Origin of the sequence: Sphingomonas elodea ATCC 31461, assembly GCF_000226955.1 — a bacterium.
GTDB lineage: Bacteria > Pseudomonadota > Alphaproteobacteria > Sphingomonadales > Sphingomonadaceae > Sphingomonas > Sphingomonas elodea.
This window is the reverse complement of record NZ_AGFU01000021.1, coordinates 30,103-44,745: the sequence shown is the minus strand read 5'-3', so window position 1 is coordinate 44,745 and position 14,643 is coordinate 30,103. Positions and strand designations below refer to the sequence as shown.

Below are 14,643 nucleotides of genomic sequence, written 5' to 3'. Positions count from 1 at the left end.
CCCCGGCTTTTTGGCCGCATGAATGTTGCAATGCAGCGCCCACACGCCCCGACGGGGACCGCCATGCCCTTCCTGAAGAGCCCGGGACGGTTCCTGCTCCACTATGTCACGCGCCGGCCGCTGGCTTTCGCCCTGCTGGCGCTGCTGGTGGTGGGCGGCGCCGCGACGGCCGTGGGCGTGCAATATGCCATGAAGCTGCTGATCGACGCGATGACCGTCGCCGCGCCGTCGCGGTCGGCCGTCTACATTGCGCTGGGCGCCTTTGTCGGGCTGGTCGCGCTGGAGAACGGGCTGGTGCGCGGCTCGGCGATGCTGTTGTGCAACATCACGGTCAAGAGCGGTGTCCGCATCCGGCTGGACATGTTCCACTATCTTACCGGCCACCATATCGGCTTCTTCCAGAACCAGCGCGGCGGCTCGCTCGGCCACCGGGTGGGGGCGCTGACCGGCTCGTTCGCGGCGCTCACCCATCGGATTCTTATGGAAGTGACGCCGCCGCTGATCGCCTTTGGCGGCGCGCTGCTGATCTTCCTGACGATCGACTGGCGCATGGCGGTGGCGATCACCGGCATCTTCGTCGCCGCGAGCACGGGCCTGGTCTTTCTCGGCCTGCGGGGTGACAAGTACCACAAGGCCTTTGCCCGTGCCGCCAGCGAGAGCGGCGGCGAGATGGTCGACTTGGTCAGCAATATCGCCGCGATCAAGTCGTTCGGCGCGCGCGCCCGCGAGTCGGAGCGGCTGCGCGGCTTCTTCGAGACCGAGGCAGCTGCGCAGAAGCGGGGCTGGATGTTCGTCGAGCGGATCCGCGTGCTGCATGACGTGGCGCTGGTGCTGCTGGTGGGTGCGGCGCTGGTCTGGGCGGTGGAGCGCTGGAGTGCGGGCGGCATTACGGCGGGCGACGTGGTCGTCGTCAGCGCCATGACCTTCCGCATGCTCAACGGCTCGCGTGACCTTGCCATGGCGCTGATCGATACCAGCCAGCAGTTCAGCTATCTGCGCGAGACGCTGGAGATCGTCGGTGCCCCGCACGCGCTGGACGATGCGCCCGATGCGGCGCCGTTGGTGGCGACGCAAGGCGAAGTGCGGATCGAAGGCGTTACCTTCGGCCATCACCCTGGCCGCCCGGTGCTGCACGACCTGTCGCTGACCGTCGCGCCGGGGCAGAAGATCGGCATCGTCGGTCCCTCGGGCGCGGGCAAGTCGACCATCCTCCAGCTTGTCCAGCGCCTGCACGATCCGCAAGGCGGCCGCGTGCTGATCGACGGCCAGCCGATCGACCGGGTGACGCAGGACAGCCTGCACCAGGCCGTTGCCGTGGTGCCGCAGGAAGTGCTGCTGTTCCACCGCTCGATCCTGGAGAATATCCGCTTTGCCCGTCCCGACGCGACGGATGCCGAAGTCCGTGCCGCTGCCGAGGCGGCGCACTGCGCCGGCTTCATCGCGCTGCTGCCGCAGGGCTATGACACGGTGGTTGGCGAGCGTGGTACCAATCTGTCGGGTGGCCAGCGCCAGCGGATCGGCATCGCGCGCGCCTTCCTCAGCAAGGCGCCGATCGTGCTGCTCGATGAGGCGACCTCGGCGCTCGACACCGGCTCGGAGATCGAGGTGCAGCAGGCGCTCGACGCGCTGATGGCGCACCGCACGGTGCTGGCGGTCGCGCATCGTCTCTCGACCGTGGTGGGCTTCGACCGGGTGATCGTGGTCGAGCACGGCCGCATCGTCGAGGACGGCCCGCCGCTCACGCTGCTGCGCGCGGGCGGAGCCTTCCAGCGGCTCTGGTCGCTGCAGGCCGAGGGGCTGGATGCGCCGGTCGAACGCCGCGAGCTGCCGCGCTTCGTCGCCGGCACCGCGCGGCGGATGTTCGGGTTCAGCCCCCGTCCGGCGCTGCGGCTGGTGGAGCGCCACGCCGCGGGTTAAGTCGGAAACGCTCCGCACTCGACCGATTTCGCGGACATCGTCGCCGGAACGGAGGGGGTCGCTGTCGCCAGCCCTTGGCGTTGGTCGCTACACCAATTGCAGGGGAAGAGGGTCGCCCACGCACTGCGGCTTCAACGGTGCCGCATTCCAATCAGAGGAGAGGGCAATGACTCAGGCTATCATTCAATATGCATTCGATCCCAATTATGTGCTGGGCGTGCAGAATGTGCAGGCCGGTGCGCCGGTGGTGATCCTGCAGCAGTCGACGGTGACCAATCCGGCGCTGATCCTGTGGGATATCAATATGTTCAACCAGTATATCACGCTGGTCGCCAGCCAGGCGAGCCCGACGCCGCTGGTGTTGACGGCACCGTCGCCGAACGCAGAGACTCGGTTGGTGATCAACAACCGCCAGTCGTCCAACAATCTGCAGAAATGGACCTTCTTCGGCTCGCAGAGCTTCATCTCGTCGGTCGGGGCGCCGGGCATGGTCGTCGACGACCAGAACCGGGGGCTGCAGAACGGCAACCCCGTCTGGCTCTACCCGAACAACGGCTCACCGGCGCAGCAGTGGATCCTGTTCTCCGCAACGCTGCGGGCGCTGGAGGAAGACCTGGCCGAGCTCGAGAGCGCCTGACACAGACCGCGCGCCGCGACGGTTGGATTGCAGCCGTCGCGGCCTTGCATTCGCGGAAACGAAAACGGCGCCACCGCAGGAGCGGGGCGCCGTTTTCTTGTTCCGCCGTCTGGGCCGAAACCCAGGGCAGCGCTCAGCGCTGGCCGACGGGCACGTAGTCGCGCTGCGTCGGGCCGGTGTAGAGCTGGCGCGGACGGCCGATCTTCTGCTCGGGATCCGAGATCATCTCGTTCCACTGCGCCACCCAGCCGACGGTGCGGGCAAGGGCGAACAGCGCGGTGAACATCGTCGTCGGGAAGCCGATCGCAGACAGGATCACGCCCGAATAGAAGTCGACGTTCGGGAACAGCTTCTTCTCGACGAAGTAATCGTCCTTGAGCGCCATTTCCTCGAGCTGCAGCGCGACTTCGAACACGGGGTCCGAAACGTTGAGCGCGGCGAACACTTCGCGCACGGTCTTCTGCATCACGGTCGCGCGCGGATCGTAGTTCTTGTACACGCGGTGGCCGAAGCCCATCAGGCGGAACGGATCGTTCTTGTCCTTCGCGCGGGCGATGAACTCGGGGATACGCTCCGGACGGCCGATCTCGTGCAGCATGTTGAGCGCGGCTTCGTTGGCGCCGCCATGCGCCGGGCCCCACAGGCACGCGATGCCGGCCGCGATGCAGGCGAACGGATTGGCGCCCGACGAACCGGCGAGGCGGACGGTCGAGGTCGAGGCGTTCTGCTCGTGATCAGCATGGAGGATGAAGATGCGGTCGAGCGCCTTCTCCACCACCGGGTTCACTTCATATTCCTCGGCCGGAACGCCGAAGGTCATGCGCAGGAAGTTGCCGGTATAGCTCAGATCGTTCTTCGGATAGAGGAACGGCTGGCCGACGCTGTACTTGTACGCCATGGCCGCGATCGTCGGCATCTTGGCGATCAGGCGGTGCGACGCGATCATGCGCTGCTGCGGATCGGTGATGTCGGTCGAGTCGTGGTAGAAGGCCGAAAGCGCGCCGACGACGCCGCACATCACCGCCATCGGGTGCGCATCGCGACGGAAGCCGCGGTAGAAGGTGGCCAGCTGCTCGTGCAGCATGGTGTGACGGGTGATCGTGTTCTCGAACTTGGAGAGCTCGGCCTGAGTCGGCAGTTCGCCGTTCAGCAGGAGGTACGAGACCTCCATGAAGCTCGAATGTTCGGCGAGCTGGCCGATCGGATAGCCGCGGTGCAGCAGAACGCCTTCGTCACCATCGATGAAGGTCAGGCCCGATTCGCAGCTTGCGGTCGAGGTGAAACCTGGATCGTAGGTGAAGGCGCCGGTCTGCGCGTAGAGCTTGCGGATATCGACGACGTCCGGGCCGGTGCTGCCCTTCAGGACCGGATATTCGACGTCTTTGCCTGCAACATGCAGCTTGGCGGTATCGCTCATTATGTCGTCCTTTCCTTCGACCCGTTTTTCAGGCGGGCGTACGCATCTGGTCTGCGATGCGGGCGAGGCTTTCCTCGCGTCCCAGCAACGCCAGGACATCGAAGATACCCGGGGAAGTTCGGCGGCCGGTTAACGCCGCACGCAGCGGCTGCGCCAGATTGCCGAGCTTCACGCCCGCGTCGTCGGCGACGGTGCGTACCGCCGCTTCGAGCGCCTCCGTATCCCACGTTGCCAATCCGTCAAGCGCGGTGTGCAACTGGGCGAGCAGGGTGCGCGCGTCGCCCTCTAGCAGAGCGGCCGCGTTCTCGTCCAATTCCAGTGGGCGGGTGCGAAAAAGAAAGCCCGCGCCGTCCGCCAGTTCGAGGAGATTGGCGGCACGCGGCTTCAGGGCTGCCATGCTGCGGCGCAGAAGGTCGGCTTGCGAGTCGCTGACTTCGAACGGCAGGCGCGCCGCAACCAGATCGGCCAGGCGATCATCATCCGACTGGCGGATATAATGGCCGTTGAGGTTTTCGAGCTTCTTCAGATCGAACCGGCTTGGTGATTTGCCGACGCCTGCAAGATCGAACCATTCGACGGCCTGTTCCCGACTGATGATCTCGTCATCGCCGTGGCCCCAGCCGAGGCGGAGAAGGTAGTTGGACACCGCCTCGGGCAGCAGCCCGAGCTCGTCGCGATAGGCGTCGACACCCAGCGCACCGTGGCGCTTGGAGAGCTTGGCACCGTCCGCGCCGTGGATCAGCGGGATATGGGCATATTCCGGCTCGTCCCAACCCATTGCGCGGTAGATCGGCAGCTGGCGGAAGGCGTTGTTGAGATGGTCGTCGCCGCGGATCACATGGGTTACGCCCATGTCGTTGTCGTCGACGACCACGGCCAGCATGTAGGTAGGCGTGCCGTCCGAGCGCAGCAGCACGAGATCGTCGATCTCGGCATTCTGCACCGTTACTTCGCCCTGGACATGGTCGCGGATCGTCACCGAGCCCTCGGTCGGCGCCTTGAGGCGGACGACGTGTGGCACCGAAGGGTCGCCATCGGTGCGGTCGCGCCAGGGCGAGCGGATGCGCAGCGGCTTCTTGGCGGCTTCCGCCTCGGCGCGCATCGCGGCGAGTTCGTCCTGGGTCAGGTAGCAGCGATAGGCCGCGCCCTTTTCGAGCATCGCCTGGGCCACTTCGGCGTGGCGAGCGGCACGGGCAAACTGGTAGACTTCGTCGCCGTCCCAATCGAGCCCGAGCCAGCGCAGCCCGTCGAGGATCGCCTCGATCGCCGGCTGGGTCGACCGTGCGCGATCGGTATCCTCGATGCGCAGCAGGAACTTGCCGCCATGATGGCGGGCGAACAGCAGGTTGAACAGCGCGGTGCGCGCGCCCCCGATGTGGAGGAAGCCGGTGGGCGAGGGGGCGAAGCGCGTCACGACGGGCTTGGCGGGGGTGGTTTCTTGTGTTGCGCTCAAGCGCGCATGCTCCCAGTCTGTTGTCTCGATGGCCAGTTCAGCCGCCGCGGCCCCTAGCACGGGGTTTCCGGGCCTTCAAATGGGGGCGGGGAGGGGATTCCCCAAGGGGCGGGACCGGATCGAACGCTGGCTGGAAGCAGAGCGGGGACAATTGCCATTGTGGGTGCCGATCGCCTTCGGTGCGGGCATCGCCGGCTGGTTCCTGCTGGGAGAGCCGCGGCACTGGGCCGGGCTGATCGTCCTGGCGCTCGGTGTAACCGTCGCGGGTGCGATACTGCCGGGTCGAGCCGGTCGTGCGCTGCTGTTGGCAGGATTGCTCGTGGCGGCGGGCTGCGCCGCGATCTGGTGGCGGGCGGAACAGGTTTCGGCACCGGTGCTGGGGCGGCCCGTGGTCGCGACGTTCGATGCCGCCGTGCTGCGAGTCGACTCGCTCTCGGCGCGCGGGCTGGTGCGTCTGGTGCTGGCACCGGTCGGGCGAGCCGATCTGCCACCACGGCTGCGGGTGAATGTGGAGACGGCGGACGTGCCGCCCGGGCTCGGTCCCGGCGCGTCGATCACGCTGCGGGCGCGGTTGGTGCCGCCGCCGGGCCCGTCGGTGCCCGGTGCCTATGATTTCCGCCGGGTCGCCTGGTTCGATCGCCTGGGGGCGACCGGCAAGGCGCTCGATCCGGTGATCCTGCGCCGGGCGCCGCCGCGGGCAGCCAAGGACCTGCGCGCGGCGCTCTCCGCGCACATCGAGTCGCGCCTGCCCGGGAGCGCCGGCGGCATCGCGAGCGCTTTGGCGACGGGGGACGAGGGCGCGATCTCCGAGGCGGACAGCGAGGCGATGCGGCGCGCCGGACTTGCGCACCTGCTCTCGGTCAGTGGGCTGCACGTCACTGCCGTCACCGGCGCGGCCATGCTGGGGGTGCTGCGGCTGCTGGCGCTGAGCCCATGGCTGGCGCTCCGCATCCGCCTCCCGCTGGTGGCGGCCGGGGCGGGAGCGCTCGCGGCGATCGGCTATACCTGGCTCACCGGCGGCCAGGTGCCGACGATCCGATCCTGTGTCGCGGCGCTGCTGGTGCTGGTGGCGCTCAGCCTGGGGCGCGAGGCGCTGACCCTGCGTCTGGTCGCGGCAGGCGCGATGCTGGTGCTGCTGCTCTGGCCGGAATCGCTGGCAGGCGCGAGCTTCCAGCTGAGCTTTACCGCCGTCGCCGCGATCGTCGCGCTGCACGAAAGCCCGTACATGCGACGGTGGTTCGAGGCGCGCGAGGAAGGGCTGGCCGGGCGGCTGGCGCGCGGGGCGGGGTCGCTGCTGCTCACCGGCATCCTCGTCGAGCTGGCGCTGATGCCGATCGGCCTGTTCCACTTCCACAAGGGCGGCGTGTACGGCGCGCTCGCGAATATCGTCGCGATCCCGCTCACCACCTTCGTGGTGATGCCGCTGGAGGCGTTGGCGCTGGTTGCCGACCTGGTCGGAGCGGGGGCGCCTTTCTGGTGGCTGACGGGCAAGGCGATGACACTGCTGCTGTGGATCGCCCATGCGGTGGCGGCCGCCCCCGGATCGGTGGCGGTGCTGCCGGGGATGCCGGTGGGCGCCTTTGCCGGCATGATCGCGGGCGGGCTTTGGCTCGGCCTGTGGCGGACGCGCATCCGGCTTGCCGGGCTGGTGCCGCTGGCGGTGGGGGCGCTCTGGGCCTGGGCCACGCCGGCGCCGGACCTGCTGGTGACCGGCGACGGCCGGCACGCTGCGCTCCGCATGCCGGACGGCAGCTTCGCCCTGTTGCGGGCTCGGGCAGGGGACTTCACCCGTGCAGTACTTGGCGAGAATGGCGGCGTGGAGGCGGATGCGCTGGCGTTGCTCGAGAACCGCCCGGATGCGCGGTGCAGCCCCGATCTGTGCGTTGCGGACATTGCCGGCGGTCGCCGCCTCTGGCGCGTGGCCGCGACGCGGAGCGCCTATCCCGTCGCCTGGCGCGATCTGGTTGCGGTGTGCGCCGCCAGCGACGTGGTGGTGAGCGAACGGCGCCTGCCGCGCGCCTGCCGCCCGCGATGGCTGCGCCTCGACCGGGCGACACTGGCACGGACGGGCGGGGTGGCCGTGGGCTTCGCCAGCGGCACGGTGCGGACGGTGGCAGGCGCATACCACCATCCCTGGCTTGACCCGCCCACCGTCCAGCCGCCATTCAGCGCCGCAAAGGGAGATCGACGATGATCCGGATTTTGCTTGCGGCCTCGATACTTGGCCTGGCTTCCCCGGCAATGGCCCAGGGCACCGACTGGGCCACGGTGCGGGCCGAATGGAACCGGCCCATGGCGCCGTTCCGGATCCTCGGCAACGTCCATTATGTCGGCACGGCGGGTATCTCCGCCTATCTGATTACCAGTCCCCAGGGGCACGTGCTGATCGACGGCGGCATGGCCGAGAGCGCGCCGCTGATCGCCGCGAATATCGAGAAGCTGGGCTTCAAGCTGGCCGACGTGAAGATCCTGCTGATCAACCACGCCCATTGGGACCATGACGGCGGCCTCGCCGAACTCAAGCGGCGTACCGGGGCCAGGCTGCTCGCGAGCGCGGCGGACACACCGGCGCTCGAGGCAGGCCGGGCGGACTATCGCCCGGACATCACCATCGCGGCGCCGCCGGTGAAGGTCGACGCGCCGCTGAAGGACGGCGAAGAGATCCGCCTCGGCACCAACACGCTCGTCGCGCACCTGACGCCGGGGCATAGCAAGGGGTGCACCAGCTTCACCCTGCAGGTGCCCTCGGGTGGCGACAGCCTCACCGTGCTGTTCGCCTGCAGCCTGAGCGTGGCCGACCAGCCGCTGACGCCGGGCCATGGCTATGACGCCGCATCCGCCGATTTCCGCGCCACCTTCGCCAAGCTGCGTGCGACGCAGGCCGACGTGTTCCTGAGCTTCCATGCCGAGCAGTTCGATCTTGCGGCCAAGCGCGCGAAGCAGCTGGCGGGCGATGCGGAGGCCTTCGTCGATCCCGGCGAACTGCCCAGACGGGTGGACGCGGCGCAGAAGGCGTTCGAAGTGGCCCTGAAGGCGCAGCGCAACTGAGGCGCCCGCGGCGCCAGCGGCGGTCGACACCCGGAGAATCTGCGGGTTGTCCGGCCCGGGCGGCCGAAGGCGCTGGGCTCTGCGTCGAGCGATCCCTTCTCCGGCCTTGTGGACAGCCCAGTATTTGCTGGTGGAGCGGCTGGCCTGCACGGTTAAGGCCATATCCCCGCAACTTCGCATAAGACGATGTTCTTGGAAGATGTTTCGTTACGGTTCAGCGGGTCGGCAGATCGCGATGACGGCGCAGGCGCGTGCGGCGTCTCTCTGGTCCCCTGCGATAAACGGTTAGCACGATCGGATTCCGTCGATCACTTGCCGGCGGTCCTGGCGATCTCTTCGTCCTTGGCCTTGAGGATCGCGCGGACGATTTTGCTCTGGCTGGTTCCGGCGAAATCATTGGCCGGACCGGTATAGAGGCCCCGCAGATATCCACGATCGAACGAAGTCAGTTCCGGCGGCGTCCTTTCGGTCGCACCGTCGAACAGGGCGAGGATCGTTTCGCGTCCGCCTGCCCGATGCGGGCGTGCGCCGGCCAGTGCGCGCATCGCCACATAATCGGCGATCTGGCTGATCGTCTTGCCGACGATGGCGCTGCGTTCGATCAGCACCACCGAAGCCAGCGTATCGCGCCGGGTCGACGCGACGATGCGCGAGGCCGTGGTCACCTTCAGGAAGCCCTGCGCGTCGACCCGGTCGCCATCGCTGCTCCGTACCTCGCTGTTGCTCCACGCGCGTACCGGTCCCCGCTCTTCAACGATCGTGCGGATTTCGCTCGGCAGACGATCGCCGAACACCCACCATTTGCGCCGAACGAGCTTGTCCACTTCCGCCGCCACGCCGTCGACGAAGAGGATCACCACATTCGGCTTGCAACCCTCGCCGGCAAGTTTGAGCCCGGCCAGTTCCGCGTCGGCTGCCAGCCGATCACCGATACCGATAAGTGTGTCGCGATCGAGCCCGACACTGCCGAAGCATACCGAGTCGTGAAACCGGGCGAGGGGCTCGCTGGAGGTGCTGGGGGGGGTGACGTCGCGCGCGAGCGCGCGGATCTCTTCCTTGCTGGGCAGCGGCCGGCCCGTCACGATGATAGGGTCGCCGGTCGGGGCCGGCTGCTCCCCGGCGGAACCTGTGCTCTGCTGCGCAGACTGCTGGGGGCTCTGCGCGAAAGCGATTTCCGGCAACAGCATTGCTGCCAATACCGTCCATGCGACTCTGAACACGGCCATACTCCCGCAGCTTTGCCGCAGCCGATCCTGTCATGGTTTCCAGCGAAGCGGAAGAAAAAGCGCACGAAACGAGCGGCGTTCTTACCAGACTAAAAGCACCAGAACACCAGACGCGAACTTTGTCCGATTGCGGTACCTTGCCAAAGGCGGACGCAATCATGCCCCCTTGGCGAGGGGCCGATATGCTACCCGCAAGTCTGGAGACCGGTTCTGGAGCGTGGCAGCCGATCGCTTGTCCTGTCATCGCGAACCGCGGACGACGTCACGATCCCGGTCCGAACGAAAAGCCGCCATCCGACGCGAACACCCGAACAGGCCGGATTTTGTTCCTGCCCCAGGCGGCACGCCGAGAGCGCTGTATGCACCACGCGATCACGCTACCGGTACTGACGAACTACCGACCGACAGGTTTTCAACGCTCTGATCGCCGAACGACTGATGACAAGCGGGCAGAGCAGATTCGGCGCAAGGCGACCGCCACAGCCGCAGGTGCCGGGCCGACCACAGCTTGCTTTCCCGGGCCTGCCGTTCAGTAGCGCCGCAACAGGCCTGCGAGCCGACCCTGTACCCGCACCTGGTCCGGCCGGTAGCGCTGAGGGGTATAATCGCGGTTGGCGGGGTCGAGCCGCACCATCGAGCCTTCGTTGCGAAAATACTTCAGCGTCGCTTCGGCATCGTCGATCAGCGCCACGACGATTTCGCCGTCGCGTGCGGTCTCGGTGCGCCGGATCAGCGCATAGTCCCCGTCGAGAATCCCGGCCTCGACCATCGAGTCGCCGGCTACTTCCAATGCATAATGCTCGCCGGCACCAAGCAGCGCGGCGGGCACCGGCAGCATGGTCGAGCCTTCCAGCGCCTCGATCGGCGTGCCGGCGGCGATGCGGCCGTGCAGCGGAATCTCCAGAACGTCGTTGGCAGGTGCAGGCACGGATGCCGGCGCGGGCGCAGCGGCGGGCTTGGCAGCCTTGGCCACCGTCTTGCGCTCGCCGCGCTCCGGCATGCGCAGCACCTCCAGCGCGCGGGCGCGGTTGGGCAGGCGGCGGATGAACTCGCGTTCCTCCAGTGCGCTGATCAGCCGGTGCACGCCCGACTTGGACTTGAGGTCCAGCGCTTCCTTCATCTCCTCGAACGAGGGCGACACGCCGGTTTCGGCGAGGCGGTCGGCAATGAAGCAGATCAGCTCGTGCTGCTTGCGCGTGAGCATCCAATCCTCCGGGTCTAGAACAGACTGGGAACGTTTATGCAATGTTCCCGAAGGCTGTCAAGCGATGTCGAGGATTTCCACCAATTCGAACGCATTTGCCGCCGCCGCATGGGGTTCACGGATGATCAGGCAGGTGCTGCGGGCCAGCGTCCGCAGCATCGAACTGTCCTGGATTGCGGCGGGATGGACACGGCCGTCGAGCGTCACCGCGCGGATATAGTCGGTGCGCGGGCCATTGGCGGGCAGGTCTTCCCCAAGCAGCACCAGTCGCGGTGTGGGGAAGGGGTTTGCGGCCCCGGCGAGATGCGCGACCATCGGCTTGGCGAAGAGCAGTGCGGTTACGAACACCGACACCGGATTGCCCGGCAGGCCGAGTACGACCATGTCGCCGCGCCGGCCCGCCATCATCGGCTTGCCGGGGCGCAGCGCGATCCGCCAGAAATCGATTGTCGCCCCTGCGGCTTCCAGCGCGGGACGCACCAGATCATGATCGCCCACCGAGGCCCCACCGCTGGTGACCAGCAAGTCGGCATCGACGGTCGCAAAGGCGTTGGTCAGCGTGACAAGATCGTCGGGCAGGATGCCGAGATCGACGATGTCGACCGGCAGATCGGCGAACTGCGCGGCCAGCATCATCCGGTTGGATTCGGGTAACTGGGCAGGCCCTACCGGCTCCCCCGGCGGCACCAGCTCGTCGCCGGTCGCGGCGATCGCCACTCGGACCTTGCGACGCACGGCAATGTCGGCGTGCCCGGCGATCGCCGCGAGCGCGATCCGGGCCGGGGTCAACCGTTCGCCGGGCGCGATCAGCACGTCGTTCTGGAAGAAGTCGAGCCCGCGCCGGCGGGTGTTGCGCCCGACATGTCTCGGCCCTTCGCCGGCGAGGTGCAGCGCGTCGCCGTCGCGATTCGCCTCTTCCTGCACCAGCACGCTATCCGCGCCGGCGGGTAGGGGCGCACCGGTGAAGATGCGCACCGCCTCGCCTGCCGCGACGGTGCCGTCAAAGCCGTTGCCCGCAGCGCTTTCGCCGATCACCCGCCAGGGGCCCGGCAAGTCTGCGAAGCGGATAGCATAGCCGTCCATCGCCGAGAGATCGCTTTCGGGCTGGGTGCGGCGGGCGGCGATCGGCTCGGCGACCCAGCGGCCCACGGCCTCGGCCAGCGGAACCCGTTCGACCGGCATGCGGCCGGCAAGGGCGAGCAGTCGCGCCTGTGCCTCGGCGATGGGAAGGAGTGCCATGCCGCTCGCTTGGCGGCACCCACGCCCCGATGCAAGCGGCTTCAGCCGGCGCGACGGCTTGCCGTGAGCATGCGGAGGTCCGCGTCGCGCAGCGGCACGCGGAACGCGGCGAGTGTCCGCCCGTAGCGGGCGGCCAGCACCCGCACAGGGCCGCCGCCGATCTCGGGCAGCGCGACCCAAAGCCCGACGCCGGCGGCAAAGTTCTGCCGTGCCTCGAACTCCACTTGGTGCGCGGTAAGCGCGTGGATGCGGCAATTCCACCAGTGCGGGCCTTCGCGCACCCGTCCCGGCAGGTCGAGCCGCAGCGCCAGCTTGTCCAGCAGCAATCCCTCCGCGTCCATGCTTCCCGTCGCGGCGGGCGGTGCCTGCTGGATGCCGCGAAGCCAAGGGAAGAGGGTCTGCCAGCCCAGTTCCTCCGCGAAGACGATGCCGGCGGTGTCCCCTGCGACCCAGCGGACATGGCCCTCCAACGACCGCAGCCCATCAAAGGTCAGCCGCACGGCCTCGCCGGGGGCGAGCGACCGCGCTTCGACGCCGACGCCCCCTTGCGAGATGTCGCGCGTGCGAACCTGCTCGACGTCGCTACCGCGGTGGATGCCGACGGTCTGCCGGAGTTCGATGCGGGGCAGGCGGCGGCGCTCGGCGCTGGCCCGGGCGAGGTTGCGGGCGACCAGGCCCAGCACGTCGACGGGCGTGTCGAATGCCAGCCCCGCATCGCCGCCCTCGGACCAGAGGGTGCGGCCGATAAGGGGCCCGGCGCCTGGCATTTCCAGCCGGGCCGGGGCCTGCTCTACAAGGGTCCCGGCAATGCGCAGGTGCGCGCCGGACTGGCCGATCCAGCGGATACCGCAGTCGAGCGTCTGCCCCTCCAGCGCAAGCTGGGCCGGATCGAGCCCGTCCGCCGACTCCCCGCCCGGGTGGCGTGGTACCGGCAGATCGTGCGTCAGGCTGAAAATCGTCGCGGACGTGTGCCCCGAATCCATGTTGTCATCCCGTCCGAAGGCGGGAAGCATGGGCGCGTGCGATTGAAGTCGCCGTTAAGCGAGAAGGTTGCGAAACGCCTAACGTTCAGGCGTCGCGCAGCCCCACGCCCATGGCGGCGCGCGCCTGCTCGGATTCCGAAGAGACGACCGGATAGGCGCAATAGTCCGCGGCATAATAGGCGCTGGGGCGATGGTTGCCCGACCAGCCCACGCCGCCGAACGGTGCCGCCGAGGAGGCGCCGTTGGTGGGCTTGTTCCAGTTGACGATGCCCGCGCGGATATTCGCCCAGAACTGATCGTAGAGCTTGGGATCCTGGCTGACCAAGCTGGCGGAGAGGCCATAGCGGGTGTCGTTCGCCTCCGCGATCGCCTCCTCGAAGCTCGTCTTGCGGAATACCTGGAGCACCGGGCCGAACAGCTCGACGTCCACCTTCTCACGCGCGTCGGTCATGTCGATGACGCCGGGGGTGAGGAAGGGACGGTTCTCGATGGGCCGTTCCATGTGCCGCAGCGGCCGCCCGCCCATGGTGGAGAGGGTCAGGAAGCTCTCGGTCAGCATGTCGGCGGTGTTGTTGTCGATCACCGGACCCATGAAGGGCTGGGGATCGGCGTGCGGCTCGCCGATGATCAGGCGGCCGATCAGCTTGTGGAGTTCCTCCATCAGCGGATCGAACAGCTTCTGATCGACGATCAGCCGCCGTGCGGCGGTGCAACGCTGGCCGGCACTGGTGAAGGCGGACTGTACCACCAGTACGGCGGCGGAGTAGATGTCGGGCGTGTTCCACACCACGATCGGGTTGTTGCCGCCCATCTCGAGCGCGAGGATCTTCTCCGGACGGGCGGCGAACTGGCGATTGAGCGCGATGCCGGTATTCGCCGATCCGGTGAACAGCAGGCCGTCGATATCCGGATGACTGGCCAGCGCCTTGCCCTGGTCCGGTCCGCCGATCAGCAGGCGGACGCAGCCCTCCGGGATGCCGGCAGCGTGGAAGCATTCGACGAGAAATGCGCCGCAGGCCGGTGTCTTCTCGGAGGGCTTGAACACCACCGCATTGCCGGCGAGCAGCGCGGGCACGATGTGGCCGTTCGGCAGGTGCGCCGGGAAGTTGTAGGGGCCCAGCACCGCCAGCACGCCGTGCGGCTTGTGCCGCAGCGCCAGCCGCGTGTTCATCGGCGCTTCGATCCGGCGCTGGCCGGTGCGTTCCGAATAGCTGGTGACCGAGATGTCGACCTTGGCGATCACCGTCTCGACCTCTGTACGCGCTTCCCAGAGCGGCTTGCCGGTCTCGCGCGCGATCAGGTCGGTAAAGGCATCGGCCTTCTGCCGCACGACGTTGGCGAAACGGCGCAGCGCCTCGATCCGCACCGCGAGCGGGCGGGCGGCCCACTGCGCCCAACTGGCGCGGGCGATCGCGACTTCGGTATCGGCGTCCCCGATTGCGTGCCGCCAGAGGACGGCACCCGTTGCGGGCTCGGTCGAAAGGAGTTCCTGTTCCGGCATGGGCCTTCTTTTTGTTGG

At 67.9% G+C, this 14,643-nt stretch carries 11 protein-coding genes; 4 read left to right on the top strand and 7 right to left on the bottom strand.

Going from position 1 to position 14,643, the window contains the following annotated elements:
- The first annotated feature begins 63 nt into the window (after window positions 1-63).
- Together KK7_RS0107320 and KK7_RS20280 are read left to right on the top strand one after the other, a co-directional pair.
- Window positions 64-1,917 carry an ABC transporter ATP-binding protein gene (locus KK7_RS0107320; RefSeq protein ID WP_010543991.1) on the top strand — a complete coding sequence of 618 codons (1,854 nt, stop codon included), beginning with the start codon at window positions 64-66 and terminating at the stop codon, window positions 1,915-1,917.
- 166 nt (window positions 1,918-2,083) lie between these two features.
- A complete protein-coding gene (locus tag KK7_RS20280) occupies window positions 2,084-2,554 on the top strand; it encodes an RICIN domain-containing protein (RefSeq protein ID WP_010543990.1) in 471 nt (156 codons plus the stop codon).
- Window positions 2,555-2,687: 133 nt separating this feature from the next.
- Here KK7_RS20280 and KK7_RS0107310 read toward each other — a convergent pair whose 3' ends face one another.
- Together KK7_RS0107310 and gltX are read right to left on the bottom strand one after the other, a co-directional pair.
- Window positions 2,688-3,971: a citrate synthase gene (locus KK7_RS0107310; protein ID WP_010543989.1), complete on the bottom strand. Its 1,284-nt coding sequence runs from the start codon at window positions 3,969-3,971 to the stop codon at window positions 2,688-2,690.
- 28 nt (window positions 3,972-3,999) lie between these two features.
- Window positions 4,000-5,424 carry a glutamate--tRNA ligase gene (gene gltX / locus KK7_RS0107305; protein WP_029623011.1) on the bottom strand — a complete coding sequence of 475 codons (1,425 nt, stop codon included), beginning with the start codon at window positions 5,422-5,424 and terminating at the stop codon, window positions 4,000-4,002.
- Window positions 5,425-5,503: 79 nt separating this feature from the next.
- On the opposite strand from gltX, the gene KK7_RS0107300 reads away from it, so the two are divergent.
- Both KK7_RS0107300 and bla read left to right on the top strand, forming a co-directional pair.
- Window positions 5,504-7,618 carry a ComEC/Rec2 family competence protein gene (locus KK7_RS0107300; protein WP_193378001.1) on the top strand — a complete coding sequence of 705 codons (2,115 nt, stop codon included), beginning with the start codon at window positions 5,504-5,506 and terminating at the stop codon, window positions 7,616-7,618.
- Window positions 7,615-8,472 (top strand): subclass B3 metallo-beta-lactamase, encoded by an 858-nt coding sequence (gene bla, locus KK7_RS0107295; protein ID WP_010543986.1) that lies wholly within the window; start codon window positions 7,615-7,617, stop codon window positions 8,470-8,472. The genes KK7_RS0107300 and bla overlap by 4 nt, the downstream gene beginning before the upstream one ends.
- A 308-nt stretch (window positions 8,473-8,780) precedes the next feature.
- On the opposite strand, the gene KK7_RS0107290 is transcribed toward bla, so the two are convergent.
- From KK7_RS0107290 to astD, 5 genes are all read right to left on the bottom strand, one after another.
- Window positions 8,781-9,692: a hypothetical protein gene (locus tag KK7_RS0107290; RefSeq protein WP_138983929.1), complete on the bottom strand. Its 912-nt coding sequence runs from the start codon at window positions 9,690-9,692 to the stop codon at window positions 8,781-8,783.
- 535 nt (window positions 9,693-10,227) lie between these two features.
- Complete coding sequence (lexA, locus tag KK7_RS0107285) at window positions 10,228-10,902, bottom strand: transcriptional repressor LexA (RefSeq protein ID WP_010543984.1); 675 nt, start codon at window positions 10,900-10,902, stop codon at window positions 10,228-10,230.
- Between the two features lie 57 nt (window positions 10,903-10,959).
- Window positions 10,960-12,141 carry a molybdopterin molybdotransferase MoeA gene (locus tag KK7_RS0107280; RefSeq protein ID WP_010543983.1) on the bottom strand — a complete coding sequence of 394 codons (1,182 nt, stop codon included), beginning with the start codon at window positions 12,139-12,141 and terminating at the stop codon, window positions 10,960-10,962.
- 41 nt (window positions 12,142-12,182) lie between these two features.
- On the bottom strand, window positions 12,183-13,124 hold the full coding sequence (locus tag KK7_RS0107275; RefSeq protein WP_100207534.1) for a PilZ domain-containing protein: 942 nt from the start codon (window positions 13,122-13,124) through the stop codon (window positions 12,183-12,185).
- Between the two features lie 85 nt (window positions 13,125-13,209).
- Entirely contained in the window at window positions 13,210-14,625 is a 1,416-nt protein-coding gene (gene astD, locus KK7_RS0107270; RefSeq protein WP_010543981.1) for a succinylglutamate-semialdehyde dehydrogenase, read from the bottom strand.
- Window positions 14,626-14,643 lie beyond the last annotated feature (18 nt).